The 25,894-nt window shown below is 43.2% G+C and carries 23 protein-coding genes; 22 read left to right on the top strand and 1 reads right to left on the bottom strand.

Going from position 1 to position 25,894, the window contains the following annotated elements; translation table 11 throughout:
- The 13 genes from purC to purB all read left to right on the top strand — a co-directional run bounded on the left by purC (nucleotide 1) and on the right by purB (nucleotide 14,978).
- Entirely contained in the window at nucleotides 1–708 is a 708-nt protein-coding gene (purC, locus tag N8O43_RS08895; RefSeq protein WP_261090105.1) for a phosphoribosylaminoimidazolesuccinocarboxamide synthase, read from the top strand.
- Between the two features lie 56 nt (nucleotides 709–764).
- On the top strand, nucleotides 765–4,490 hold the full coding sequence (locus N8O43_RS08890) for a phosphoribosylformylglycinamidine synthase (RefSeq protein WP_261090104.1): 3,726 nt from the start codon (nucleotides 765–767) through the stop codon (nucleotides 4,488–4,490).
- A 93-nt stretch (nucleotides 4,491–4,583) separates the two neighbouring features.
- A complete protein-coding gene (gene purF / locus N8O43_RS08885) occupies nucleotides 4,584–6,026 on the top strand; it encodes an amidophosphoribosyltransferase (RefSeq protein WP_060627289.1) in 1,443 nt (480 codons plus the stop codon).
- Between the two features lie 212 nt (nucleotides 6,027–6,238).
- Complete coding sequence (gene purM / locus N8O43_RS08880) at nucleotides 6,239–7,261, top strand: phosphoribosylformylglycinamidine cyclo-ligase (protein ID WP_261090103.1); 1,023 nt, start codon at nucleotides 6,239–6,241, stop codon at nucleotides 7,259–7,261.
- Complete coding sequence (gene purN, locus N8O43_RS08875; RefSeq protein ID WP_261090102.1) at nucleotides 7,258–7,812, top strand: phosphoribosylglycinamide formyltransferase; 555 nt, start codon at nucleotides 7,258–7,260, stop codon at nucleotides 7,810–7,812. The genes purM and purN overlap by 4 nt, the downstream gene beginning before the upstream one ends.
- Nucleotides 7,809–8,183, top strand: a complete 375-nt coding sequence (locus tag N8O43_RS08870) for a hypothetical protein (protein WP_261074054.1) — start codon at nucleotides 7,809–7,811, stop codon at nucleotides 8,181–8,183. The genes purN and N8O43_RS08870 overlap by 4 nt, the downstream gene beginning before the upstream one ends.
- Before the next feature lie 43 nt (nucleotides 8,184–8,226).
- On the top strand, nucleotides 8,227–8,691 hold the full coding sequence (locus N8O43_RS08865; protein WP_261074055.1) for a GNAT family N-acetyltransferase: 465 nt from the start codon (nucleotides 8,227–8,229) through the stop codon (nucleotides 8,689–8,691).
- A 1-nt stretch (nucleotide 8,692) separates the two neighbouring features.
- Nucleotides 8,693–10,240 carry a bifunctional phosphoribosylaminoimidazolecarboxamide formyltransferase/IMP cyclohydrolase gene (gene purH / locus N8O43_RS08860; RefSeq protein ID WP_261090101.1) on the top strand — a complete coding sequence of 516 codons (1,548 nt, stop codon included), beginning with the start codon at nucleotides 8,693–8,695 and terminating at the stop codon, nucleotides 10,238–10,240.
- A 121-nt stretch (nucleotides 10,241–10,361) separates the two neighbouring features.
- Entirely contained in the window at nucleotides 10,362–11,624 is a 1,263-nt protein-coding gene (gene purD / locus N8O43_RS08855) for a phosphoribosylamine--glycine ligase (RefSeq protein WP_261009374.1), read from the top strand.
- Between the two features lie 191 nt (nucleotides 11,625–11,815).
- Complete coding sequence (gene purE, locus N8O43_RS08850; RefSeq protein WP_125416735.1) at nucleotides 11,816–12,304, top strand: 5-(carboxyamino)imidazole ribonucleotide mutase; 489 nt, start codon at nucleotides 11,816–11,818, stop codon at nucleotides 12,302–12,304.
- Nucleotides 12,291–13,382: a 5-(carboxyamino)imidazole ribonucleotide synthase gene (gene purK, locus N8O43_RS08845; protein WP_261090100.1), complete on the top strand. Its 1,092-nt coding sequence runs from the start codon at nucleotides 12,291–12,293 to the stop codon at nucleotides 13,380–13,382. The genes purE and purK overlap by 14 nt, the downstream gene beginning before the upstream one ends.
- A 9-nt stretch (nucleotides 13,383–13,391) precedes the next feature.
- Nucleotides 13,392–13,619, top strand: coding sequence for a phosphoribosylaminoimidazole carboxylase (locus tag N8O43_RS08840; protein WP_261020458.1), 228 nt, complete (start codon nucleotides 13,392–13,394; stop codon nucleotides 13,617–13,619).
- 63 nt (nucleotides 13,620–13,682) lie between these two features.
- Nucleotides 13,683–14,978: an adenylosuccinate lyase gene (gene purB / locus N8O43_RS08835; RefSeq protein WP_261090099.1), complete on the top strand. Its 1,296-nt coding sequence runs from the start codon at nucleotides 13,683–13,685 to the stop codon at nucleotides 14,976–14,978.
- Between the two features lie 209 nt (nucleotides 14,979–15,187).
- Here the strand turns inward: purB and N8O43_RS08830 are convergent, their stop codons facing one another.
- The gene (locus N8O43_RS08830; RefSeq protein ID WP_031237756.1) at nucleotides 15,188–15,904 is read right to left on the bottom strand and encodes a GntR family transcriptional regulator; all 717 of its coding nucleotides are present in this window, start codon (nucleotides 15,902–15,904) and stop codon (nucleotides 15,188–15,190) included.
- A gap of 319 nt (nucleotides 15,905–16,223) precedes the next feature.
- Here N8O43_RS08830 and N8O43_RS08825 point away from each other — a divergent pair, with 319 nt between their 5' ends.
- The 9 genes from N8O43_RS08825 to N8O43_RS08785 all read left to right on the top strand — a co-directional run bounded on the left by N8O43_RS08825 (nucleotide 16,224) and on the right by N8O43_RS08785 (nucleotide 25,873).
- Nucleotides 16,224–18,011, top strand: a complete 1,788-nt coding sequence (locus N8O43_RS08825) for a glycoside hydrolase family 35 protein (RefSeq protein WP_261090098.1) — start codon at nucleotides 16,224–16,226, stop codon at nucleotides 18,009–18,011.
- Entirely contained in the window at nucleotides 18,008–18,484 is a 477-nt protein-coding gene (locus N8O43_RS08820; protein WP_000156970.1) for a PTS sugar transporter subunit IIB, read from the top strand. Before N8O43_RS08825 ends, N8O43_RS08820 begins: the two co-directional genes overlap by 4 nt.
- A gap of 26 nt (nucleotides 18,485–18,510) precedes the next feature.
- Nucleotides 18,511–19,416: a PTS mannose/fructose/sorbose/N-acetylgalactosamine transporter subunit IIC gene (locus N8O43_RS08815; RefSeq protein ID WP_261090097.1), complete on the top strand. Its 906-nt coding sequence runs from the start codon at nucleotides 18,511–18,513 to the stop codon at nucleotides 19,414–19,416.
- Nucleotides 19,403–20,224 carry a PTS system mannose/fructose/sorbose family transporter subunit IID gene (locus N8O43_RS08810; protein ID WP_261090096.1) on the top strand — a complete coding sequence of 274 codons (822 nt, stop codon included), beginning with the start codon at nucleotides 19,403–19,405 and terminating at the stop codon, nucleotides 20,222–20,224. The genes N8O43_RS08815 and N8O43_RS08810 overlap by 14 nt, the downstream gene beginning before the upstream one ends.
- A gap of 3 nt (nucleotides 20,225–20,227) precedes the next feature.
- A complete protein-coding gene (locus N8O43_RS08805; protein ID WP_020903318.1) occupies nucleotides 20,228–20,632 on the top strand; it encodes a PTS sugar transporter subunit IIA in 405 nt (134 codons plus the stop codon).
- Nucleotides 20,633–20,884: 252 nt separating this feature from the next.
- Nucleotides 20,885–22,051: an SIS domain-containing protein gene (locus N8O43_RS08800; protein WP_261090095.1), complete on the top strand. Its 1,167-nt coding sequence runs from the start codon at nucleotides 20,885–20,887 to the stop codon at nucleotides 22,049–22,051.
- 116 nt (nucleotides 22,052–22,167) lie between these two features.
- Nucleotides 22,168–23,205: an aldose epimerase family protein gene (locus tag N8O43_RS08795; RefSeq protein ID WP_261090093.1), complete on the top strand. Its 1,038-nt coding sequence runs from the start codon at nucleotides 22,168–22,170 to the stop codon at nucleotides 23,203–23,205.
- A gap of 135 nt (nucleotides 23,206–23,340) precedes the next feature.
- Complete coding sequence (locus N8O43_RS08790; RefSeq protein ID WP_261090092.1) at nucleotides 23,341–24,537, top strand: CAP domain-containing protein; 1,197 nt, start codon at nucleotides 23,341–23,343, stop codon at nucleotides 24,535–24,537.
- A gap of 421 nt (nucleotides 24,538–24,958) precedes the next feature.
- The gene (locus tag N8O43_RS08785; RefSeq protein ID WP_260467866.1) at nucleotides 24,959–25,873 is read left to right on the top strand and encodes a glycosyltransferase; all 915 of its coding nucleotides are present in this window, start codon (nucleotides 24,959–24,961) and stop codon (nucleotides 25,871–25,873) included.
- Nucleotides 25,874–25,894: the final 21 nt, after the last annotated feature.

Genomic DNA, 25,894 nt, shown 5'->3' with positions numbered 1-25,894 from the left:
ATGTCAAAACAATTGATCTATTCGGGAAAAGCTAAAGATATCTATACAACTGAGGATGAAAATCTTATTATTTCAATTTACAAGGACCAGGCGACTGCTTTCAATGGTGTTAAGAAGGAGCAGATTGCAGGTAAGGGAGTCTTGAATAATCAGATTTCATCTTTTATTTTTGAGAAATTAAATGCGGCTGGTGTGGCGACTCACTTTGTGGAGAAACTTTCAGATACAGAACAACTCAATAAAAAGGTTGAAATCATTCCTTTGGAAGTCGTGCTACGCAACTACACGGCTGGTTCTTTTTCAAAACGTTTTGGTGTAGATGAAGGAATCGCATTTGAGACTCCGATTGTTGAATTTTACTACAAAAATGATGATTTGGATGACCCATTTATCAATGACGAGCATGTGAAATTCCTACAGATTGCGGATGACCAGCAAATCGCCTACTTGAAGGAAGAAACTCGTCGAATCAATGAACTCTTGAAAGTCTGGTTTGCTGAGGTTGGGCTTAAGTTGATTGACTTTAAGCTAGAGTTCGGTTTTGACAAGGATGGCAAGATTATCTTAGCAGATGAATTTTCGCCAGATAACTGTCGCTTGTGGGATGCGGATGGCAACCACATGGATAAGGATGTTTTCCGTAGAGGATTGGGAGAACTAACCGACGTTTACGAGATTGTTTGGGAAAAGTTGCAGGAATTGAAATAACAACCTCAAGGCTGTTTGGGAACATTGCAAGAGCTGAAATAAAGGAATAAGAATTGATGGATAAACGTATTTTTGTTGAAAAAAAGGCTGATTTTCAGGTCAAGTCAGAGAGTTTGGTGAGAGAGCTCCAGCACAACTTGGGACTTTCAACTTTGAAAAGTATTCGCATCGTGCAAGTGTATGATGTATTTGACTTGGCAGAGGACTTGTTTGCGCCTGCAGAGAAACACATTTTCTCTGAGCAGGTGACAGACCATGTTTTGGACGAAGCGGCTGTACAGGCGGATCTTGCCAACTATGCTTTCTTTGCGATTGAAAGCCTACCAGGGCAGTTTGACCAGCGTGCAGCATCTTCACAGGAAGCCTTGCTTTTATTAGGGAGTTCGAGTGATGTGACGGTCAATACAGCTCAACTTTACTTGGTCAATAAAGACATTGATGCGACTGAGTTAGAGGCGGTCAAGATCTATCTGCTCAATCCAGTTGATTCTCGTTTCAAGGACATCACGATAGGGATTGCCAAGCAGGAATTTTCTGAGTCAGACAAGACCATTCCTAAATTGACTTTCTTTGAAAACTATATAGCAGAAGATTTTGCGCGCTACAAGGCTGAACAAGGGATGGCCATGGAAGTGGATGATTTGCTCTTTATCCAAGACTATTTCAAGTCAATCGGGCGCGTGCCAACTGAGACGGAACTCAAGGTTTTGGATACTTACTGGTCTGACCACTGCCGTCACACAACTTTTGAGACAGAGTTGAAACACATCGACTTTTCAGCTTCTAAATTCCAAAAGCAATTGCAGTCAACCTATGACAAGTATATTGCCATGCGTGATGAGTTGGGGCGTTCTGAAAAACCGCAAACTTTGATGGATATGGCGACTATTTTCGGTCGTTATGAGCGTGCTAATGGACGTTTGGATGATATGGAAGTGTCAGACGAAATCAATGCTTGCTCAGTAGAAATCGAAGTGGACGTTGATGGTATCAAGGAACCTTGGCTCCTCATGTTTAAAAATGAAACTCATAATCACCCAACGGAAATTGAGCCATTTGGTGGGGCGGCTACTTGTATCGGTGGAGCCATTCGTGACCCATTATCAGGCCGTTCTTACGTTTACCAAGCCATGCGTATCTCGGGTGCTGGAGATATTACCGCACCGATTTCGGAAACGCGTGCTGGGAAATTGCCACAACAGGTCATTTCTAAGACAGCGGCTCATGGTTATTCTTCATACGGTAACCAAATTGGGCTTGCGACGACCTACGTTCGTGAGTATTTCCACCCAGGCTTTGTAGCTAAACGCATGGAGCTTGGTGCTGTTGTCGGAGCGGCTCCTAAGGGCAATGTGGTCCGTGAAAAACCGGAAGCGGGAGATGTGATTATTCTCCTTGGAGGTAAGACTGGACGTGATGGTGTCGGTGGTGCGACAGGCTCTTCTAAGGTTCAAACAGTTGAGTCTGTAGAGACTGCTGGAGCTGAGGTTCAAAAAGGGAATGCTATCGAAGAACGCAAGATTCAACGTCTTTTCCGTAATGGTGAAGTGACACGTCTGATCAAAAAATCAAATGACTTTGGTGCGGGTGGTGTCTGTGTAGCCATCGGTGAATTGGCAGATGGTCTTGAAATTGACCTCAACAAGGTGCCTCTTAAATACCAAGGCTTGAATGGTACCGAAATTGCCATCTCTGAATCTCAAGAACGGATGGCAGTCGTGGTTCGTCCTGAGGATGTAGATGCCTTCGTTGCTGAATGTAACAAAGAGAATATTGATGCTGTTGTGGTGGCGACAGTGACTGAAAAACCAAATCTAGTCATGCACTGGAATGGTGAAACCATTGTCGACTTGGAACGCCGTTTCCTTGATACCAATGGTGTGCGCGTAGTCGTTGATGCAAAGGTGGTGGACAAATATGTCAAGCTTCCAGAAGAACGTCAAACATCTGCTGACACACTTGAAGCAGATACTCTTGTGGTTCTATCTGACCTTAACCATGCGAGTCAAAAAGGCTTGCAGACCATCTTTGACTGCTCGGTCGGTCGCTCAACGGTCAATCACCCACTTGGTGGTCGCTATCAACTCACACCAACTGAGGCATCTGTGCAGAAATTACCAGTTCAACACGGTGTGACTCATACTGCGTCTGTTATGGCTCAAGGATTCAATCCATATGTAGCGGAATGGTCTCCATACCACGGTGCTGCTTATGCGGTTATTGAAGCAACTGCTCGTTTGGTAGCTGCTGGTGCCAACTGGTCTAAGGCTCGCTTCTCTTACCAAGAGTACTTCGAGCGCATGGACAAACAAGCTGAGCGTTTTGGTCAGCCAGTAGCAGCGCTTCTAGGCTCTATTGAAGCTCAGATTCAACTTGGTTTGCCATCTATCGGTGGTAAGGACTCCATGTCTGGTACTTTTGAAGAATTGACAGTACCGCCAACCTTGGTTGCCTTTGGGGTGACGACGGCAGATAGCCGTAAGGTGCTCTCTCCAGAATTTAAAGCTGTTGGGGAAAATATCTATTACATCTCCGGTCAAGCACTCTCTGCAGAGATTGATTTTGACTTGATTAAGAAAAATTTTGCTCAGTTTGAAGCCCTTCAAAAGGCTCACAAAGTAACAGCAGCTTCAGCTGTTAAATACGGTGGTGTTATTGAAAGTTTGGCACTTGCTACTTTTGGAAATCATATCGGTGCAGAGGTAATCTTGCCTGAACTTGAAAGTTCTTTGACAGCACAATTGGGCGGATTTGTTTTCACCTCTCCTGAAGAAATTGCTGGAGTAGAGAAGATTGGACAAACAAGTGCAGACTTTACACTAACTGTCAACGGTGTGAAGCTAGATGGACACAAACTTGACAGTGCCTTCCAAGGAAAACTGGAAGAAGTTTACCCAACAGAATTTGCCCAAGCCAAAGAACTAGCTGAAGTACCAGCTGTGGCATCAGATGTTGTGATTAAAGCAAAAGAAAAGGTTGAAAAACCTGTGGTTTATATCCCAGTCTTCCCGGGCACCAACTCGGAATATGACTCAGCCAAGGCCTTCGAAAAAGAAGGTGCAGAGGTCAACTTGGTGCCATTTGTGACCTTGAATGAAGAGGCTATTGTCAAGTCAGTTGAAACCATGGTTGACAACATCGGCAAGGCTAACATTCTCTTCTTTGCAGGTGGTTTCTCAGCTGCGGACGAGCCAGATGGTTCAGCTAAGTTTATCGTCAACATCCTTCTCAATGAAAAAGTCCGTGTGGCTATTGATAGCTTTATCGCCCGTGGTGGCTTGATTATCGGTATCTGTAATGGATTCCAGGCCTTGGTCAAATCAGGTCTTCTTCCCTACGGGAACTTTGAAGATGCCAAAAGTACGAGCCCAACCCTCTTCTACAATGATGCCAACCAACACGTGGCCAAGATGGTAGAAACTCGCATTGCCAATACCAACTCACCATGGTTAGCTGCGGTGCAAGTGGGCGATATCCACGCTATTCCTGTTTCACACGGTGAAGGGAAATTTGTCGTGACGGCTGAGGAATTTGCGGAACTCCGTGACAATGGACAAATTTTCAGCCAATACGTGGACTTCGAAGGCAAACCAAGTATGGATTCTAAGTACAATCCAAATGGTTCTGTAAATGCTATAGAGGGAATTACTAGCAAGAACGGCCAAATCATTGGTAAAATGGGACACTCAGAACGTTATGAGGATGGTCTTTTCCAAAATATCCCAGGAAATAAAGACCAGCACCTGTTTACGTCGGCGGTTAAATACTTTACTGGAAAATAAGACTTACAGATTTTCTAATAGATAGTATCAGTAATGTAAAAGTCATGTAGATTTAGCTCTTGGTGCTACACAAATAAAAATTAGGTATATAAAATGACATACGAAGTAAAATCTCTTAATGAAGAATGTGGTGTTTTCGGTATCTGGGGACATCCAGATGCTGCTAAATTGACCTATTTTGGACTCCACAGTCTTCAGCACCGTGGTCAAGAGGGGGCAGGAATCCTCTCCAATGACCAAGGGAAACTACAGCGGCATCGCGATATGGGTCTTCTATCAGAAGTCTTCAGAAATCCTGCTAACTTAGATAAATTGACAGGAGCTGGTGCGATTGGGCATGTTCGTTACGCGACTGCTGGCGAAGCTTCTGTAGATAACATTCAGCCCTTCCTCTTCCGTTTTCACGATATGCAGTTTGGATTGGCTCATAATGGAAATCTGACCAATGCAGCCTCTCTCAAGAAAGAACTGGAACAAAGAGGAGCGATTTTCAGCGCGACTTCGGACTCAGAAATCTTGGCTCACCTCATTCGTCGCAGTCACAATCCGAACTTGATGGGCAAAATCAAGGAAGCGCTCAGCCTTGTCAAAGGTGGTTTTGCCTATATCTTGCTGTTTGAGGACAAGTTGATTGCGGCTCTTGACCCCAATGGTTTCCGTCCACTTTCTATCGGGAAAATGGCCAACGGAGCGGTGGTGGTTTCCTCTGAAACCTGTGCTTTTGAGGTTATTGGTGCTGAATGGATTCGTGATTTGAAGCCAGGTGAGATTGTGATCATTGATGACAAGGGCATCCAGTATGATAGCTATACAGATGATACTCAGTTAGCAATCTGTTCCATGGAGTATATCTACTTTGCTCGCCCTGATTCTAATATTCATGGTGTCAATGTCCATACGGCTCGTAAACGTATGGGTGCCCAATTGGCGCGTGAATTCAAGCATGAGGCAGATATTGTGGTAGGTGTGCCCAATTCTTCCCTCAGCGCGGCTATGGGATTTGCGGAAGAATCTGGGCTACCAAATGAAATGGGCCTTATCAAGAACCAATACACCCAACGGACCTTTATCCAACCGACTCAAGAATTGCGGGAGCAAGGGGTGCGGATGAAACTATCTGCTGTTTCTGGTGTTGTAAAAGGCAAGCGTGTGGTTATGATTGATGACTCTATTGTACGTGGAACAACCTCTCGTCGTATCGTTCAGCTCTTGAAAGAAGCGGGTGCAACTGAGGTTCACGTGGCTATTGGCAGTCCAGCGCTAGCTTATCCATGTTTCTACGGGATTGATATCCAGACCCGTCAGGAACTGATTGCGGCCAATCATACGGTTGAAGAAACTCGCCAAATCATTGGTGCGGACAGTCTGACCTATCTGTCTGTTGAAGGTTTGATTGAGTCAATTGGTATTGAAACGGATGCGCCAAATGGTGGTCTCTGTGTCGCTTACTTTGACGGTGATTACCCAACACCTCTATATGACTACGAAGAAGACTATCGTAGAAGTTTGGAAGAAAAGACCAGTTTTTACAAATAGACAATAGATCCTCCATTAAAGAAAAGGAATATAAAAATGACAAATAAAAATGCTTATGCTCCACGTCTCACTACTGACTAAAAGCTAAAGCATTTGTCAGTAGACGCTTTCTCCTATGGGATCAAAGCTAGAGCCCTGACTAGTATTTTTAGATAAAATAATTGTTTATCTAAAAATACGTCGCAATCTTCTCAAAGAAAAGGAAAAATAAAATGGCAAATAAAAATGCTTATGCTCAATCTGGTGTGGATGTTGAAGCGGGTTATGAAGTTGTTGAACGGATCAAAAAGCATGTAGCTCGTACGGAGCGTGCAGGTGTCATGGGAGCACTTGGTGGCTTTGGTGGCATGTTTGACCTTTCAAAGACTGGGGTTAAAGAACCCGTCTTGATTTCAGGGACTGATGGTGTCGGAACCAAGCTCATGCTGGCTATCAAGTACGACAAGCACGATACCATCGGTCAGGACTGTGTGGCCATGTGTGTCAACGATATCATTGCTGCAGGTGCGGAGCCCCTCTATTTCCTTGACTACGTCGCAACTGGCAAGAATGAACCAGCTAAGCTAGAACAAGTGGTTGCTGGTGTGGCAGAAGGTTGTGTGCAGGCAGCCGCTGCCCTCATCGGTGGGGAAACGGCTGAAATGCCTGGCATGTACGGCGAAGATGACTATGACTTGGCTGGTTTTGCGGTCGGTGTGGCTGAAAAATCTCAAATCATTGACGGTTCGAAGGTAGCAGAGGGAGATGTTCTTCTCGGACTTGCTTCAAGTGGGATTCATTCCAATGGTTACTCTCTCGTCCGTCGTGTCTTTGCGGATTACACAGGTGAGGAAGTCCTTCCAGAATTGGAAGGCAAGCAACTCAAGGAAGTTCTTCTTGAGCCGACTCGTATCTATGTCAAGGCTGTCTTGCCACTCATCAAGGAAGGCTTGGTAAACGGCATTGCCCACATCACAGGTGGTGGATTTATCGAGAATGTCCCTCGTATGTTTGCAACTGACTTGGCCGCTGAGATTGAGGAAAGCAAAGTTCCAGTGCTTCCAATTTTCAAAGCCCTTGAAAAATACGGTCAGATCAAACATGAAGAAATGTTTGAAATCTTCAATATGGGTGTGGGACTTATGCTAGCAGTTAGCCCTGAAAATGTAAGTCGTGTCAAGGAATTGTTGGATGAACCAGTCTATGAAATTGGTTGTATCGTCAAGAAAGAAAACGAAAGTGTCATCATCAAATGAAAAAAATAGCGGTTTTTGCCTCTGGTAATGGCTCAAATTTTCAGGTGATTGCGGAACAATTTCCAGTAGAGTTTGTCTTTTCAGACCATCGTGACGCCTATGTGCTGGAACGTGCAGACAAGCTCGGCGTTTTGTCCTATGCTTTTGAACTCAAGGAGTTTGACAACAAGGAAGACTACGAAGCAGCACTTGTCGAACTCTTGGAAGAACACCAGATTGACTTGGTTTGTCTAGCAGGCTACATGAAAATCGTTGGGCCAACCTTATTGGCGGCTTATGAAGGTCGTATCATTAACATTCATCCTGCCTACCTGCCAGAATTTCCAGGAGCTCACGGAATTGAGGACGCTTGGAATGCAGGTGTCGACCAGTCTGGTGTGACCATTCACTGGGTAGATTCCGGAGTGGATACAGGTAAGATCATCAAACAAGTCCGTGTGCCACGGTTAGCTGATGATACCATTGAAAGTTTTGAAACTCGGATTCATGAGGCAGAGTACAAGTTGTATCCAGAGGTTCTGTATAGTTTGGGAGTAGGGAGGAAGAAATGAATATTGACCACTACTATATGGAGTTAAAGAATAAGTTATCTAACAGACCAACCCTACTGGATAATACTAATGATTTTCTTTTTGTTTTAGTAAATACAGTGAAAGCTATGATAGAAAATACTGATAAAAGTCAGCTTTCAGAGTTAGATAAAATTTTAGATAGTGTCACAAGTCAAGAATTAAAACTTGCCTATGATTTCTGTCAAGGGAGATTCGGTCAAGCGGGTTTTTCTTATCGTAGGCACCCGAATTATTTTTATTTGTCCAGTTTAATTGCGACTTTTCCAGAATTTGAGTTGTCTAAAGCAGACCGAGATTATCTCAAAGGAATCATAAATTTTGATAACTACCTTTTATATGAGTTGGATTAGTCTTTAATCACCTCAAAATCCTATTTATTCAAAAGGAGCAAAAATGATTGAGATAAAATTAGTAGATGAGAGCAGTTTTCAGGCAGTGCTGGATTTGAAAATATCTGAAGCTGATGAACGAGCACGTTTCGTGTCTCCAAATGTACGCTCTTTAGCTGACGCATGGCTCTACCGAGAGAATGGGGATGTGTTTCCAATGGCAATTTATTGGAATGAACTTGTGGTTGGCTTTCTCCTGCTGGAAATAGACAAGGATGAAGCGGAATACTTTATCTGGCGGATAATGATTGGTCAGCAGTACCAAGGAAGAGGTTATGGTCGAAAAGCCTTGGAAGTTCTAATCAAAGAGGCTCAGATGGATAGAGTCTGCAGTCATATTGTTGCAGATTATGTGGTTGGAAATGAAAAAATGAAGCACCTGCTGACTAGTCTTGGTTTTCAGGAAACAGGATTTATAGAAGAAAATAACGAAGTCGCTATGCGCTTGGACTTAAAGAAAGAGGAATAGAATGACGAAAAAAGCCTTAATCAGCGTCTCAGACAAAGCGGGCATTGTTGAATTTGCCCAAGAACTTAAAAAACTTGGTTGGGATATTATCTCGACAGGTGGGACAAAGGTTGCCCTTGACAATGCTGGGGTGGAGACCATTGCGATCGATGATGTGACGGGCTTCCCAGAGATGATGGATGGCCGTGTTAAGACCCTTCATCCAAATATCCACGGTGGGCTCCTCGCTCGTCGAGACTTGGATAGCCACATAGAGGCTGCTAAGGAGAACCAAATTGAGCTTATCGACCTTGTAGTGGTCAATCTCTATCCCTTTAAAGAAACGATTCTCAAACCAGATGTGACTTATGCTGATGCGGTGGAGAATATCGATATCGGCGGGCCATCTATGCTTCGTTCAGCAGCTAAAAACCATGCCAGCGTGACGGTTGTGGGAGACCCTGCTGACTATACAGTGGTTTTGGACGAGTTGTCAGCCAATGGTGAAACGACTTACGAAACGCGTCAACGTTTGGCAGCCAAGGTTTTCCGTCACACAGCGGCTTATGATGCCTTGATTGCAGAGTATTTCACAGCTCAAGTGGGTGAAAGCAAACCTGAAAAGCTCACTTTAACCTATGACCTCAAGCAAGCCATGCGTTACGGTGAAAACCCTCAACAAGATGCAGACTTTTATCAGAAAGCTTTGCCGACAGACTACTCGATTGCTTCAGCCAAACAGCTCAACGGGAAAGAATTATCATTCAATAACATCCGTGATGCTGACGCTGCTATCCGTATCATCCGTGACTTCAAAGACCGTCCAACCGTTGTGGCTCTCAAACACATGAACCCATGTGGAATCGGTCAGGCTGATGACATCGAGACTGCTTGGGACTACGCTTATGAGTCTGACCCAGTGTCTATCTTTGGTGGTATCGTTGTTCTTAACCGTGAGGTGGATGCTGCGACAGCCGAGAAGATGCATGGTGTTTTCCTTGAAATCATCATCGCACCAAGTTATACGGCTGAAGCGCTAGCCATTTTGACCAACAAAAAGAAAAACTTGCGTATCCTTGCCTTGCCATTTGATGCTCAAGAGGCTAGCGAAGTGGAAGCAGAATACACAGGTGTAGTTGGTGGACTTCTGGTGCAAAACCAAGATGTGGTCAAGGAAAGCCCAGCCGATTGGCAAGTGGTGACCAAACGCCAACCAACTGAGACAGAAGCGACAGCTCTTGAGTTTGCTTGGAAGGCTATTAAATACGTCAAATCAAACGGAATCATTGTAACCAACGACCACATGACACTGGGTGTTGGTCCAGGTCAGACTAACCGTGTGGCTTCTGTTCGTATTGCCATTGACCAAGCCAAAGACCGCCTTGACGGCGCTGTGCTTGCTTCGGATGCCTTCTTCCCATTTGCGGATAATGTGGAAGAAATTGCCAAAGCAGGTATTAAGGCTATCATCCAGCCAGGTGGATCGGTCCGTGATCAGGAATCCATCGAAGCTGCTGACAAATACGGCTTGACTATGGTCTTCACAGGCGTGAGACATTTTAGACATTAAGAAGGTAAAGGGAAGAAAACAGTTTCTTTCCTTTTTTTGCGTAAAAACACGGAATGAAACAAGATTAAAACGAACGATTGTGGTATAATATTATTAAATAATTCGCAAAAGAGGTTGAGGAATGAAGCTGTTAGTTGTCGGTTCGGGTGGTCGTGAACATGCGATTGCTAAGAAGTTGCTTGAGTCAAAAGACGTTGAAAAAGTATTTGTAGCTCCTGGGAATGACGGTATGACTCTGGATGGTCTGGAATTGGTAAATATCTCTATTTCCGAACATTCTAAATTGATTGAGTTTGCAAAAACCAACGATATTGCTTGGACCTTTATAGGGCCAGATGACGCCCTTGCGGCTGGTCTCGTGGATGATTTCCATGCGGCTGGTCTCAAAGCCTTTGGTCCGACAAGATTGGCAGCTGAGCTGGAGTGGTCCAAGGATTTTGCCAAGGAAATCATGGTCAAATACGGCGTTCCGACAGCAGCCTATGGCACATTCTCGGACTTCGAGGAAGCCAAGGCATATATCGAAAAGCAGGGTGCGCCTATCGTAGTCAAGGCGGATGGCTTGGCGCTTGGGAAGGGTGTTGTCGTTGCGGAGACAGTCGAGCAAGCAGTCGAAGCAGCTCACGAGATGCTTTTGGACAATAAATTTGGTGACTCAGGTGCGCGTGTGGTTATTGAGGAATTCCTTGAAGGAGAGGAATTTTCACTTTTTGCCTTTGTCAATGGTGACAAGTTCTACATCATGCCAACGGCTCAGGATCACAAACGTGCCTATGATGGTGACAAGGGGCCCAACACGGGAGGTATGGGAGCATATGCACCAGTTCCACACTTGGCACAGAATGTAGTTGACACGGCAGTGGAGACTATTGTCAAGCCAGTCCTCGAAGGGATGATTAAAGAAGGTCGCCCTTATCTGGGTGTCCTTTACGCAGGTCTCATATTGACAGCGGAGGGCCCTAAGGTCATCGAGTTCAACGCTCGTTTTGGAGATCCAGAAACTCAAATCATCTTGCCTCGTTTGACATCTGACTTTGCCCAAAATATTACGGATATCCTAGATGGTAAGGAGCCAAACATCATGTGGACGGATAAGGGTGTGACTCTGGGTGTGGTTGTCGCATCCAAGGGTTACCCGCTAGAATATGAAAAGGGTGTTGCATTGCCAGCAAAAACCAATGGCGACATCATCACCTACTATGCAGGGGCTAAGTTTGCGGAAAATAGCAGAGCACTGCTATCAAACGGTGGACGTGTCTATATGCTCGTCACCACATCCGATACTGTTAAAGAATCCCAAGAAACCATCTACCAAGAACTCTCCCAACAAAAAACAGAAGGCCTCTTCTACCGAACAGATATTGGAAGTAAGGCAATTAGATAAAGATATAAGAAAAAGCGACGCAGTCGCCAAACACGATAATGATCGCCGTGGTGAAAAGACCAGAACAGAAACTGTTCTGGTCTAGGGAAAATTTGAGATCTTAGGCTCAAATTGTAGAAATGAAACCGAAGGTTTGCTGCCGTCCCTCACAACCTAAGGTGATTGTTGAAAAAGAGGGAAAAGGAGAAGAAATGAAATCCGTAATTTCCATTATCATGGGCTCAAAATCCGACTGGGCAACCATGCAAAAAACAGCAGAAGTCCTAGACCGCTTCGGTGTAGCCTACGAGAAGAAGGTTGTCTCTGCCCATCGCACACCTGATCTCATGTTCAAGCATGCCGAAGAAGCCCGTAGCCGTGGTATTAAGGTCATCATCGCAGGTGCTGGAGGCGCAGCCCACTTGCCAGGAATGGTAGCAGCGAAAACAACCCTTCCTGTCATTGGGGTACCTGTCAAATCGCGTGCCCTTAGTGGTGTGGACTCGCTCTACTCTATCGTACAGATGCCAGGTGGAGTGCCTGTCGCGACCATGGCTATCGGTGAAGCGGGTGCGACAAATGCGGCTCTCTTTGCTCTACGTCTTCTTTCAGTAGAGGATCAGGCTATCGCGACAGCTTTGGCAGATTTCGCAGAAGAACAAGGAAAAATCGCAGAGGAGTCTACAAATGAGCTCATCTAAAACAATCGGAATTATCGGTGGCGGCCAGCTGGGTCAGATGATGGCCATTTCTGCTATCTACATGGGGCACAAGGTTATCGCGCTGGATCCTGCGGCGGATTGCCCGGCCTCTCGCGTGGCGGAGATCATCGTTGCTCCTTATAATGACGTGGATGCTCTGCGTCAGTTGGCTGAGCGTTGCGATGTCCTCACCTATGAGTTTGAAAATGTCGATGCTGATGGTTTGGATGCTGTCATCAAGGATGGACAACTCCCTCAAGGAACTGACCTCCTTCGCATTTCACAAAACCGTATCTTTGAGAAGGATTTCCTTTCAAACAAGGCACAAGTCACTGTAGCATCCTACAAGGTTGTGACTTCAAGCCAAGACTTGGCAGATATTGACCTATCGAAAAACTATGTTCTCAAGACTGCGACAGGTGGTTACGACGGCCATGGTCAAAAGGTCATTCGTTCAGCAGAAGATTTGGAAGAGGCCTATGAACTAGCAGATTCAGCAGACTGTGTTTTGGAAGAATTTGTCAACTTTGACCTTGAAATTTCTGTCATCGTATCAGGAAATGGCAAGGATGTGACGGTTTTCCCAGTTCAGGAAAATATCCATCGCAACAACATTCTGTCTAAGACCATTGTGCCAGCCCGTATTTCAGAAAGTTTAGCTGAAAAAGCCAAAGCCATGGCAGTGCGAATCGCAGAACAGCTCAATTTGTCTGGAACCCTTTGCGTGGAAATGTTTGCGACAGCTGACGACATCATTGTCAACGAGATTGCTCCACGACCACACAACTCTGGGCATTATTCAATTGAAGCATGTGATTTCTCCCAGTTTGACACCCATATTTTAGGTGTTCTGGGAGCACCATTGCCAGCTATCCACCTACATGCCCCAGCCGTCATGCTCAATGTTCTCGGCCAGCATGTCGATGCCGCTGAGCAATATGTGACAGAAAATCCAAGCGCCCACCTCCACATGTATGGTAAAATAGAAGCGAAGCACAACCGCAAGATGGGACATGTGACTTTGTTTAGTGATGTGCCGGATAGTGTGGATGAGTTTGGGAAAGGGATAGATTTTTAGGACAAGCCTATGATACAAATTATCGTTAATGCTTTTGTTGAGAAGGATAGGACTGGAGCAGTTGTTGAAGTATTTTTTGCTAGTGCTGACCAAGATAAGGTACAAGCGAAATATGCAGAGCTAGTTGCACAGTACCCTGAAAACTATTTAGCTATCTATGATTTGCCATTGGATACTGATCTCAATGAATTACCACACTATCCATCTGTGTTTATAGGAAAAGAGGAGTTTGAGTAGAAATCTTACTTTACCTAGATAGCTTATTCTCAACAGCTTAAGAAGAAAGGAAAAATTAACAATATGATCGACCGTTACTCTCGCCCAGAAATGGCGAACATTTGGAGTGAAGAAAATAAGTACCGTGCTTGGCTTGAGGTGGAAATCTTGGCTGACGAGGCATGGGCTGAGTTGGGGGAAATCCCTAAGGAAGATGTGGTTTTGATTCGCGAGAAAGCGGACTTTGACATCGACCGTATTTTGGAGATTGAGCAGGAGACTCGCCACGATGTGGTGGCCTTCACACGTGCGGTTTCTGCGACTCTTGGTGAAGAGCGTAAGTGGGTCCACTATGGTTTGACTTCTACTGACGTAGTCGATACTGCCTACGGTTACCTCTACAAGCAGGCCAACGACATCATCCGTCGTGACCTTGAAAACTTCACCAACATCATCGCTGATAAGGCTAAGGAGCACAAGTTCACCATCATGATGGGGCGTACCCACGGTGTGCACGCTGAGCCGACAACCTTTGGTCTTAAATTAGCGACTTGGTACAGCGAAATGAAGCGTAACATCGAGCGTTTCGAGCATGCGGCTGCTGGAGTCGAAGCTGGTAAGATTTCTGGTGCGGTGGGTAACTTTGCCAATATCCCACCATTCGTTGAGCAATACGTCTGCGACAAACTTGGTATCCGTGCTCAAGAAATCTCTACACAGGTCCTTCCTCGTGACCTTCACGCTGAGTATTTTGCGGTTCTTGCTAGTATCGCGACTTCAATCGAACGTATGGCGACTGAGATCCGTGGTCTCCAAAAGTCTGAGCAACGAGAAGTGGAAGAATTCTTTGCCAAGGGGCAAAAAGGTTCATCTGCAATGCCTCACAAACGCAATCCTATCGGTTCTGAGAACATGACAGGTCTTGCGCGTGTTATCCGTGGTCACATGATTACAGCTTATGAGAACGTAGCCCTCTGGCATGAACGTGATATCTCTCACTCATCAGCTGAGCGTATCATCACACCAGATACGACTATTTTGATTGACTATATGCTCAACCGTTTCGGAAACATCGTTAAGAACTTGACAGTCTTCCCAGAAAACATGATCCGCAACATGAACTCGACATTTGGTTTGATTTTCAGCCAACGTGCTATGCTTACCTTGATTGAAAAAGGTATGACCCGTGAGCAAGCTTACGACTTGGTACAACCGAAAACAGCCTACTCTTGGGATAACCAAGTTGACTTCAAACCACTTCTTGAAGCCGATCCAGAGGTGACATCACGCCTCACTCAAGAAGAAATCGACGAAATCTTCAACCCTGTATACTACACCAAACGAGTGGATGATATCTTTGAACGTCTTGGTTTAGGATAATTAAAATAAAATCGAAGTTCTATTACTCTATTTACTGGAGTAGAAGAACTTCGATTTTTATTTTGTCTTTAAGTACTTTTGATAAAAATTACCTATATTTTAGTAAAATTTAAACAAATTTAGTCTATCTTAATTAACATATAGAAAATACATTTTTAATGTCATATAATAAACATAGAAAAAGCCCAAGCAAGGCTTAGGCTTTCTTCTTAGTGATCACGGTCACATGAAATGAATTTGATTTTGTAGTAATCTGCTCGTTTATATGTTTCGCTGTATGCGAGAACTTGACCAGTAGACTCTAGTTTAGTAGTCTTGGTTTGTAAAACGGTTGGGAATTGCTCATCGACCCCGAGGACCGAAGCCGCATGTTCTGGAGTTGGAAATGCTATTTCATTGATTTCTTCAAAATGTTCATCATTCATGTGAATGTGGTAATCCAATTTGAAACGGTTATAGATAGAACTATAATATTCAAGATTTGGATAATTTGCGTTGATGTATTGTTCTGGGATGTAAGATGTATGGTAGATGTACACAACACCACCTGTTTCGCGAACACGTTCAATCTTGTAGTAGAACTGATCTCCGCGTAGTCCAAGTTTTTCTAAGTAGCTTAGTTTGTTTCCACGCTCAATAGAAAGGACGGTAACTTTATCATCTTTAGTTTCAAAAACTTCTACATCTGAAAATTCTACGAGTTTGTGTTTGCGTGCACGTGAAACGAATGTACCCTTTCCTTGTTGGCGGACAATATAGCCATCTTTGGCAAGGTCGTTTAAGGCGCGTACAACTGTGATAGAACTTACATCATACATTGCAATCAATTCAGCTTCAGTGTAGAATTTATCTCCACTGGCAAATTGACCAGAAATGATTTTGTTCTTTAACTCATCTTTAATATATTGATACTTTGGAATTGCCATATTTTCACCTCGATTTTCCTTCTCCGTTAAAAATTTTACCATAAAACTGGAAAGAATAGTAGCCTTTTGAATAAAAAAATTAGAATAATAGGCTATAAGGTTAATTTACATAAAAAATAGGAGGTTTTATACATTTTTATACATGCTACCTGTTTGAAGCTATATGTCTGTAAATTTTATATCTTTATAAGTTTTTTGTGTAAAATTTAGTGAAAAATGAAAAAAATTGTGAAAACCTATTGACAAATGTAAGATATTGAGTTATATTTACTATATCAACAAATGAAAGCGTAAACTTTAGTTGTCAGAAGGTAAGAATATGACACGATTTGAGATACGGGATGATTTTTATCTCGATGGAAAATCATTTAAGATTTTATCTGGCGCCATTCATTATTTTAGGGTTCCTCCAGAAGATTGGTATCATTCGCTCTATAACTTGAAGGCTCTTGGTTTTAATACAGTAGAGACTTATGTGGCCTGGAATTTACACGAGCCTCGTGAGGGTGAGTTTCACTTTGAAGGAGCTCTGGATTTGGAGCGATTTCTCCAAACGGCACAAGATTTGGGTCTCTACGCTATCGTTCGTCCGTCGCCCTTCATCTGTGCGGAGTGGGAATTCGGTGGCTTACCAGCTTGGCTCTTAACCAAAGATATGAGGATTCGTTCCTCAGACCCAGCCTATATTGAGGCTGTCGGTCACTACTATGACCAGCTCTTGGCACGGTTGGTTCCACATTTGTTGGACAAGGGTGGCAATATCCTCATGATGCAGGTTGAAAATGAGTATGGTTCTTATGGAGAAGATAAGGCTTATCTGAGAGCAATTCGACAGTTGATGGAAGAGCGTGGCGTAACCTGTCCTCTCTTTACCTCAGATGGTCCATGGAGAGCTACTCTGAAAGCTGGAACCTTAATCGAAGATGACCTCTTTGTAACAGGAAACTTTGGTTCTAAAGCTCCGTACAACTTTTCACAGATGCAGGAATTCTTTGATGAGCATGGTAAGAAATGGCCACTCATGTGTATGGAGTTCTGGGATGGCTGGTTCAATCGTTGGAAAGAGCCGATTATCACACGGGATCCGAAAGAGTTGGCAGATGCAGTTCGAGAGGTTTTGGAACAAGGCTCTATCAATCTCTACATGTTCCATGGTGGTACAAACTTTGGTTTCATGAATGGTTGCTCAGCTCGAGGGACTTTGGACCTGCCACAAGTTACATCTTATGATTACGATGCCCTTCTGGATGAAGAAGGAAATCCAACTGCTAAATATTTGGCAGTCAAGAAGATGATGGCAACACATTTCCCAGAGTATCCCCAGTTGGAACCACTCTACAAAGAGAGTATGGAGTTGGATGCTATTCCACTGGTTGAAAAAGTTTCCTTGTTTGAAAACTTAGATAGCTTGTCCAGTCCTGTAGAAAGTCTCTATCCTAAAAAGATGGAGGAGTTGGGACAAAGTTATGGCTACCTACTTTATCGAACAGAAACAAACTGGGATGCAGAAGAAGAAAGACTTCGTATCATTGACGGTCGAGATAGAGCTCAGCTTTATGTCGATGGTCAGTGGGTCGAAACCCAATATCAGACAGAGATTGGGGAAGATATTTTTTATCAAGGTAAAAAGAAAGCGCTATCTAGGATAGATATCTTGGTAGAAAATATGGGGCGTGTCAACTATGGACATAAATTCCTAGCGGATACGCAACGTAAGGGAATTCGGACAGGTGTTTGTAAGGATTTGCACTTCCTACTAAACTGGAAACACTATCCACTACCACTAGATAATCCTGAGAAAATTGATTTTTCAAAAGGATGGACAGAAGGACAACCAGCCTTTTACGCCTATGACTTTACAGTCCAAGAGCCAAAAGATACTTACCTAGACTTGTCTGAGTTTGGTAAGGGAGTTGCCTTTGTCAATGGGCAGAATCTAGGACGTTTTTGGAACGTCGGCCCAACCCTCTCGCTTTATATCCCTCATAGCTATCTCAAGGAAGGTGATAACCGCATCATCATCTTTGAAACAGAAGGTGAATATAAAGAAGAGATTCATTTAACTCGTAAACCTACACTAAAACATATAAAGGGGGAAAACTTATGACAATTGTAGGATGCCGTATCGATGGACGTTTGATCCACGGACAAGTAGCCAATCTTTGGGCTGGAAAACTAAATGTTTCACGTATTATGGTTGTAGATGACGAAGTTGTCAACAACGACGTTGAAAAGAGTGGTTTGAAACTCGCGACACCACCAGGTGTGAAATTGAGTATTTTGCCAATTGAAAAAGCGGCAGCCAATATTCTTGCTGGTAAATACGATAGCCAACGTCTCTTTATCGTGGCTCGTAAACCAGACCGCTTCCTTGGTTTGGTAGAAGCAGGTGTACCACTTGAAACCCTTAATGTTGGGAATATGTCTCAAACACCAGAAACTCGTGCCATCACACGTTCTATCAACGTAGTGGACAAGGATGTGGAAGACTTCCACAAATTGGCAGAAAAAGGTGTTAAACTTACTGCTCAAATGGTTCCAAATGATCCAATTTCAGACTTTTTGAGCTTATTAAAATAGGAAAAAATTTTTAGGAGGTCATTGTTATGATACAATGGTGGCAAATTTTACTTCTCACTTTGTACTCAGCTTATCAAATCTGTGATGAGTTGACGATCGTTTCATCTGCAGGTTCCCCTGTATTTGCTGGTTTTATTACTGGTTTAATCATGGGAGATTTGACAACTGGTTTGTTTATCGGTGGTAGCTTGCAGTTGTTCGTACTTGGGGTAGGTACCTTTGGTGGTGCTTCTCGTATTGACGCAACTTCTGGTGCGGTTCTTGCAACAGCATTCTCAGTTTCACAAGGAATCGCTACAGACCTTGCGATTACAACAATCGCTGTACCAGTAGCAGCACTTTTAACATACTTCGACGTTCTTGGACGTATGACAACTACTTTCTTCGCACACCGTATTGATGCTGCAATCGACCGCTTTGACTACAAAGGTATCGAACGCAACTACTTGCTTGGTGCGATTCCATGGGCTCTATCTCGTGCCCTTCCAGTCTTCTTTGCGCTTGCCTTTGGTGGTGCCTTTGTACAACACGTAGTAGACTTAGTTAAAGAATATCAATGGCTTGCAGATGGTTTGACACTTGCAGGACGTATGCTTCCAGGTCTTGGATTTGCAATCTTGCTTCGTTACCTTCCAGTTAAACGTAACCTTCACTACCTTGCAATGGGATTTGGTTTGACAGCTATGTTGACTGTTCTTTACTCATATGTAACAGGTCTTGGTGGCGCTGTTGCAGGTGTTATCGGTACTCTACCTAAAGATGTTGCTGAAAAAATTGCTTTTGTGAATAACTTCAAAGGTTTGTCTATGATTGGTATTTCTATCGTAGGTATCTTCCTTGCAGTGCTTCACTTCAAAAATAGCCAAAAAGTAGCTGTAGTAGCACCTTCTACACCATCAGAAAGTGGGGAAATCGAAGATGACGAATTCTAATTATAAACTTACAAAAGAAGATTTTAATCAAATCAACAAACGTAGCTTGTTTACTTTCCAATTAGGTTGGAACTACGAACGTATGCAAGCTTCTGGTTACCTTTACATGATCTTGCCTCAATTGCGTAAAATGTATGGCGATGGAACTCCTGAATTGAAAGAAATGATGAAAGTTCATACTCAATTCTTCAATACTTCACCATTCTTCCACACTATTATCGCTGGTTTTGACCTTGCCATGGAAGAAAAAGATGGTGTAGGTTCAAAAGATGCCGTTAACGGTATCAAGACAGGTTTGATGGGACCATTCGCTCCTCTTGGGGATACTATCTTTGGTTCTCTTGTACCTGCTATCATGGGATCTATCGCAGCAACTATGGCTATCGCTGGCCAACCTTGGGGTATCTTCCTTTGGATTGCAGTTGCAGTAGCTTATGACATCTTCCGTTGGAGACAGTTGGAATTTGCTTACAAAGAAGGGGTTAACCTTATCAACAACATGCAAAGTACTTTGACAGCTTTGATTGACGCTGCATCTGTACTTGGTGTCTTCATGATGGGTGCTCTTGTAGCAACAATGATCAACTTTGAAGTTTCTTATAAATTGCCAATCGGTGAAAAGATGATTGACTTCCAAGACATCTTGAACTCAATCTTCCCACGCTTGCTTCCAGCAATCTTTACTGCCTTTATCTTCTGGTTGCTTGGTAAGAAAGGTATGACTTCTACTAAAGCTATCGGTATCATTATCGCTCTTGCAGTAGGTCTTTCATTCATCGGTAAATTCTTGCTTGGAATGGGCGCATAATTTATGGCTAAATCATTAATTTTGGTGAGTCATGGTCGTTTCTGTGAAGAACTTAAAGGTAGCACTGAAATGATTATGGGTCCACAAGACAATATTCATGCAGTGGCTCTTCTTCCAGAAGATGGCCCAGAAGAATTTACTGCAAAATTTGAAGCAGCTATTGAAGGTTTGGATGATTTCCTAGTCTTTGCGGATCTTCTCGGTGGAACACCATGTAACGTGGTAAGCCGTTTGATTATGGAAGGTCGTGACATCGAACTTTACGCAGGGATGAATCTTCCAATGGTGATTGAATTTATCAATGCGAGCCTTACAGGCGCAGATGCGGACTATAAGAACCGTGCTGCAGAAAGCATTGTGAAAGTTAATGACCTGTTAGCTGGCTTCGATGATGACGAAGATGAATAATACTCTTCGAAAATCTCTTTAAACCATACTAGTGTCGCCTTGCCGTAGGTATATGTTACTGACTTCGTCAGTTCTATCTGCAACCTCAAAACAGTGTTTTGAGCAACCTGCGGCTAGTTTCCTAGTTTGCTCTTTGATTTTCATTGAGTATACGATGTGAAAACGTGAAAATCGTTAGAGCATTTTATATAGAATATACATGGGAATGGGGCTTACTCCCATTCCCATATTTAATAGAAAAAGAGGAATTCAATGCTACATTATACAAAAGAAGACTTGCTCGAATTGGGTGCAGAAATCACTACACGTGAAATCTACCAACAACCAGATGTATGGAGAGAAGCTTTTGAATCTTATCAAGCAAAACGTGAAGAAATTGCAGCCTTCCTGCAAGAGATTGCGGATAAACATGACTATATCAAGGTTATTTTGACAGGTGCTGGGACTTCTGCTTATGTGGGAGATACCTTGGTGCCTTACTTTATGGAAGTCTATGACGAACGCAAATGGAATTTCAATGCTATTGCGACAACAGATATCGTTGCCAATCCAGAAACTTATTTGAAAAAAGATGTGGCAACTGTCCTTGTATCTTTTGCTCGTAGTGGGAACTCTCCCGAAAGTGTGGCGACTGTTGATTTGGCAAAAGCCTTGGTGGATGAGCTTTATCAAGTGACTATTACTTGCGCAGCAGATGGTAAATTGGCTCTTCAAGCTCATGGAGATGACCGCAATCTCTTGCTTTTGCAACCAGCTGCTTCTAATGATGCTGGCTTTGCCATGACCTCTAGCTTTACGTCTATGATGTTGACAGCTCTCTTGGTCTTTGATCCTACAGAATTTGCTGTTAAGTCTGAACGTTTTGAAGTTGTATCTAGTCTTGCCCGTAAAATTCTAGACAATGCAGAAGATGTCAAAGAACTTGTTGACCTAGACTTTAACCGTGTCATCTATCTAGGCGCTGGTCCTTTCTTTGGACTTGCTCATGAAGCTCAGCTCAAGATTTTGGAACTGACTGCTGGTCAAGTTGCGACTATGTATGAAAGCCCAGTTGGCTTCCGTCACGGTCCAAAATCTCTTATCAACGAAGATACAGTTGTTTTGGTCTTTGGTACAACAACAGACTACACTCGCAAGTACGACTTGGATTTGGTTCGTGAAGTTGCTGGTGACCAGATTGCTCGCCGTGTTGTGCTTTTGAGTGATCAAGCCTTTGGTCTTGCAAATGTCAAAGAAGTGGCCCTTGGTTGTGGCGGTGTCTTGAATGATATTTACCGTGTCTTCCCTTACATCGTTTATGCCCAACTCTTTGCCCTATTGACTTCACTCAAGGTAGAAAATAAACCAGATACACCGTCTCCTACAGGTACAGTAAATCGTGTGGTGCAAGGTGTTATCATTCACGAATATCAAAAGTAATACTGCGTTTATAGATTCTTGATAAAGGGGTTTGTAAATCATACAAGTAAACCATAGATTGTCAATTCGCTTTCTATGGTTTGTTTGCTTGAGAGAAATAGTAAAAGGAGAAGAGAATGAAAGCATACACAGAGCGTGTGTTTGGAAATGTTGAGGGACAAGATGTTTTGGCCTATCGATTTGAGACGAACGGTGGCTACCAGCTTGAGGTTATGACTTATGGCGCGACTATCTTGCGCTATGTCACACCTGATAAGGCTGGAAACTTTGCCAATGTTATTTTGGGATTTGATGACTTTGATAGCTATGTAGGCAATAGTCCCAAGCATGGAGCTAGCGTAGGTCCTGTGGCAGGCCGTATTGCAGGTGCGACCTTTGAGCTTAATGGCAAGAACTATGACCTTGAAGTCAACAATGCTAGCAACTGTAACCACAGTGGTTCAACTGGTTGGGATTCGAGCTTGTTTGAACTAGTTGAGGTGAGCGACCATGGCTTGACCCTCTACACAGAGCGTACGGATGGGACAGGAGGATTTCCTGGAAATCTCAAGATTTGGATCAGTTACCACTTAGAAGAGACTGGTGCCTATGAAATCAGCTACAAGGTAACGACCGATCAGGATACGCTGGTCAATCCAACTAATCACAGCTACTTCAACTTGTCTGGTGATTTCACGCAGACGATTGACCGTCATGTCTTCCAACTAAACACAGAGGGCATTTATCCAATCGCTCCCGACGGTGTTCCTGCCAAAACTCCAGATGCTAGTCGTGATGTGGTTAAACACATCTACAATGGTGCCTTGTTGAAGGATATCTTTGCAGAAGAAGATGAGCAAATCCAGCTGGTATCAGGTTTGGATCATCCATTTGCCCTTCCTGCAGGTCATGACAATGCTGGATTCCTTTATGACCAAAATTCAGGTCGCTTCCTGCTTTTCAAGACAGAGGCTCCTTGCTTTGTAGTCTACACAGCAAACTTTGTGGATGAGAGTGTCATCATAGGAGGTCAGCCAATGGTACAGCACAATGGGATTGCCCTTGAAGCGCAAGCTTTACCAGATGCCATTCACAGTGACCTCAAAGATCAAGTTATTCTCAAAGCCGGTCAAACCTTCACAAGTAAGACACGTTATGAGCTTGTTGTGAAATAAAGAATGGAGTTTCTACTTTGTGGTGTGAATAGCATTTGCTTTATAACATTAGTAGAAATGGGCAAAGAGTAGGAAAATATGATATAATTTAATATTGAAAATACCTGTCCTATCTAAAGGATAAAAGGAGAAAAAATGAAGAAAATTGTATTTGCTAGCGCCTTGGCTTTGACTTTAGCTGGAGCAGTTTTGACAAATGATGTTTTTGCCAATGACAGATTGGTGGCAACACAATCTGCTGATGGTAGAAATGAAAATGTTTTGAGTTCAGAAGTGTTAAATCCTTCTAGTGGCAATGTTTTGGTTGGGATTAAGGGAGAATTTTTAACCCCAGATAAACAAGCTATTTTGGATGCGATTAATAAGATTCGTAAGGAAGCAGCTGATGAAGGTTTGGTAGATAAGTATGTCCCTATCAAATGGTCTACTGATCTTGAGAAAACTGCTTTTGTACGAGCTACTGAGGTGTCAGTAACTCTGAAACCTGAGCGTCTTTCTACGAAAGAAATCTGGACTGCTTTTCCATCTAGTAATAGTATAAGAGGAGAAGCTTTAGATGTGAACTATGAAGGTTTTCTAAAAGCAATTGAAAACTGGCATGCTGAGAAGGCGAATTATGTAGCGAAAAAGAAGGGTGGAACATCTAAAGAATTTACAGGTTATTATGAGGCTTTGATCAATTCTAAATTTACATATGTGGGGCTTGCGGCCTTTAGAAATGCAGCTAGTTCTCAGAAAGTAGCAACGATTTCTCTAGCTTTAGGTGATGATGCTTCTTCAGAGGAATTGGCTGGTGGATATGGTCCTGCTATTCAGTATACAGAAGTGACCTCCTCAAACCTTTCAACAGTTAAAAGTAAAGCAGTCGTTGTAGAAAAAGCGCTGAAAGAATTTAGAACTTCTAGTTCAGACCAATCTGGTTGGGTGCAATCTAATGGAAAATGGTATTTCTATGAGTCTGGTGATCTGAAGACAGGCTGGGTGAAAACGGATGGTAAATGGTACTACTTGGATGACCTAGGTGTCATGCAAACTGGATTTGTAAAAGTAGATGGTAGCTGGTATTACTTGAGTAGCTCAGGTGCTATGTTTACAGGCTGGGGTACAGACGGAAATAGATGGTTCTACTTTGATGGCTCAGGAGCTATGAAGACAGGCTGGTACAAGGAAAATGGTACTTGGTATTATCTTGACGAAGCAGGTATCATGAAGACAGGTTGGTTTAAAGTTGGACCGCACTGGTACTATGCCTACGATTCTGGAGCTTTGGCTGTGAGCACAACAACACCAGACGGTTATAAAGTAAATGGAAATGGTGAATGGGTAAACTAGGCAACTAGTGAACAAATAGTCTGTTTCAATAGCTTTTTACAACAAAGTTGCAAAATGATATAACCTTAAAATGGGGAAGGCTAGTTTGCCTTCTCTATTTTCTTGAAAGTTGTAAACAAAAAATCTACAATGCCTACCTACGTAGCACAGATGATTTCAGAGAATCGATTTATAAACAATAAGAAAACTCCCCCAAGCTATCCTGTCTAAGGCAGTCTATCTTGCAGATGGTCGATCTTTGTGATAGAATAGCATAAAGTCCTTTTGAGGGGGAACTTGCTAGGAAATCCCCGAGCATTGTAACGGATGAACCACCCTCGCCTTTTTGTGAGGGTGGTTTTTCCTTTGTAAGCAGAAAATAAGAGAGAAAGAGTCTACATCATGTCGAGAATTGTCACCATTCATCCAGCCAAGGAAATCCATGAGAGTACCCAAGTTTATCGATCCCTTCAAAGACCCCTCTCCTGTAACCATCTTTTATCCAGAGTATATCTACCGCATAGGAGGAGAAATCCGTTCTGAAGAGGACTTGTTGGTTAAGTTCCTATTCAGATGTGCAAAACAGACAGATCTCTTTATCCGTGACCAACAAATCGTTCCCAAACCCAGCCTCTGGCGTTACATGGAAAACACGGACAAAAATTACTATGAAGTCGTCCATGAAAATGTCATGCGAGACTTACGCCTCGCCAATCTGCGCAAGGCAAACAAATATCTAGTCGCCAGTGAAGTGTTGACTGATACTTTGGCGAAACAAGGGTATGACACCAAGTTTTTACCACCAATGTTTACAGAAAAATTAGGTCAGCTAAGAAAAATTGGACCTGTTTTGGACTATTGCCTAGTGGATCATATGGGAGAAGGAAAGAACGTTGAACTTGTCATTGAAGCCTTTATCGAACTCTACAAACGTGGCTCTAAGGCCCAGATTACCTTTTATGGCGGCTCAGAGGAACGTCTAGCAGAATTACAGAATCAATATGATATTCCGCCAACCATTCATTTCAAAGGATTGGTAGAGGAGGTTCCTTATCATCTCCACCAGTGCTACCTGTCAGCTAGTTATACAGAGTTATTTGCCAATGCCTGTGTTGAAGCCTTGAGTCAAGGTTTGTTAGCCTTATTATCAGATGTGGAGATAGCCCATCGTTTCTATGCTAGCCAGTCCAATGCCATCCGCCTCTTCCAGAATAAGGGACAATTGATCCAAATGATAGAAGAGATGGAAGAGCTTGATTTTTATCTATCGAATGAAAAAAATCTAGCCTTAGCCTCTCGCTATTCTCTGGAAAAAGTAGCTCAAATATATAGAGAACTATTAGATAGGAACTTCTAGGATGTTGTAAGTTGATCAATC

This window comes from Streptococcus mitis, assembly GCF_946190335.1.
In the GTDB taxonomy this organism is placed as follows: Bacteria; Bacillota; Bacilli; order Lactobacillales; family Streptococcaceae; genus Streptococcus; species Streptococcus mitis_CH.
Note: the sequence above shows the minus strand (reverse complement) of the source record. Positions and strands in the feature narration are given on the sequence as shown.

What these genes read in the sequence shown, in the direction of transcription:
- purC (WP_261090105.1), top strand. Translation starts at nt 1, where the DNA reads ATGTCAAAACAATTGATCTATTCGGGAAAAGCTAAAGATATCTATACA.
- N8O43_RS08890 (WP_261090104.1), top strand. Translation starts at nt 765, where the DNA reads ATGGATAAACGTATTTTTGTTGAAAAAAAGGCTGATTTTCAGGTCAAG.
- purF (WP_060627289.1), top strand. Translation starts at nt 4,584, where the DNA reads ATGACATACGAAGTAAAATCTCTTAATGAAGAATGTGGTGTTTTCGGT.
- purM (WP_261090103.1), top strand. Translation starts at nt 6,239, where the DNA reads ATGGCAAATAAAAATGCTTATGCTCAATCTGGTGTGGATGTTGAAGCG.
- purN (WP_261090102.1), top strand. Translation starts at nt 7,258, where the DNA reads ATGAAAAAAATAGCGGTTTTTGCCTCTGGTAATGGCTCAAATTTTCAG.
- N8O43_RS08870 (WP_261074054.1), top strand. Translation starts at nt 7,809, where the DNA reads ATGAATATTGACCACTACTATATGGAGTTAAAGAATAAGTTATCTAAC.
- N8O43_RS08865 (WP_261074055.1), top strand. Translation starts at nt 8,227, where the DNA reads ATGATTGAGATAAAATTAGTAGATGAGAGCAGTTTTCAGGCAGTGCTG.
- purH (WP_261090101.1), top strand. Translation starts at nt 8,693, where the DNA reads ATGACGAAAAAAGCCTTAATCAGCGTCTCAGACAAAGCGGGCATTGTT.
- purD (WP_261009374.1), top strand. Translation starts at nt 10,362, where the DNA reads ATGAAGCTGTTAGTTGTCGGTTCGGGTGGTCGTGAACATGCGATTGCT.
- purE (WP_125416735.1), top strand. Translation starts at nt 11,816, where the DNA reads ATGAAATCCGTAATTTCCATTATCATGGGCTCAAAATCCGACTGGGCA.
- purK (WP_261090100.1), top strand. Translation starts at nt 12,291, where the DNA reads ATGAGCTCATCTAAAACAATCGGAATTATCGGTGGCGGCCAGCTGGGT.
- N8O43_RS08840 (WP_261020458.1), top strand. Translation starts at nt 13,392, where the DNA reads ATGATACAAATTATCGTTAATGCTTTTGTTGAGAAGGATAGGACTGGA.
- purB (WP_261090099.1), top strand. Translation starts at nt 13,683, where the DNA reads ATGATCGACCGTTACTCTCGCCCAGAAATGGCGAACATTTGGAGTGAA.
- N8O43_RS08830 (WP_031237756.1), bottom strand. Translation starts at nt 15,904, where the DNA reads ATGGCAATTCCAAAGTATCAATATATTAAAGATGAGTTAAAGAACAAA.
- N8O43_RS08825 (WP_261090098.1), top strand. Translation starts at nt 16,224, where the DNA reads ATGACACGATTTGAGATACGGGATGATTTTTATCTCGATGGAAAATCA.
- N8O43_RS08820 (WP_000156970.1), top strand. Translation starts at nt 18,008, where the DNA reads ATGACAATTGTAGGATGCCGTATCGATGGACGTTTGATCCACGGACAA.
- N8O43_RS08815 (WP_261090097.1), top strand. Translation starts at nt 18,511, where the DNA reads ATGATACAATGGTGGCAAATTTTACTTCTCACTTTGTACTCAGCTTAT.
- N8O43_RS08810 (WP_261090096.1), top strand. Translation starts at nt 19,403, where the DNA reads ATGACGAATTCTAATTATAAACTTACAAAAGAAGATTTTAATCAAATC.
- N8O43_RS08805 (WP_020903318.1), top strand. Translation starts at nt 20,228, where the DNA reads ATGGCTAAATCATTAATTTTGGTGAGTCATGGTCGTTTCTGTGAAGAA.
- N8O43_RS08800 (WP_261090095.1), top strand. Translation starts at nt 20,885, where the DNA reads ATGCTACATTATACAAAAGAAGACTTGCTCGAATTGGGTGCAGAAATC.
- N8O43_RS08795 (WP_261090093.1), top strand. Translation starts at nt 22,168, where the DNA reads ATGAAAGCATACACAGAGCGTGTGTTTGGAAATGTTGAGGGACAAGAT.
- N8O43_RS08790 (WP_261090092.1), top strand. Translation starts at nt 23,341, where the DNA reads ATGAAGAAAATTGTATTTGCTAGCGCCTTGGCTTTGACTTTAGCTGGA.
- N8O43_RS08785 (WP_260467866.1), top strand. Translation starts at nt 24,959, where the DNA reads ATGAGAGTACCCAAGTTTATCGATCCCTTCAAAGACCCCTCTCCTGTA.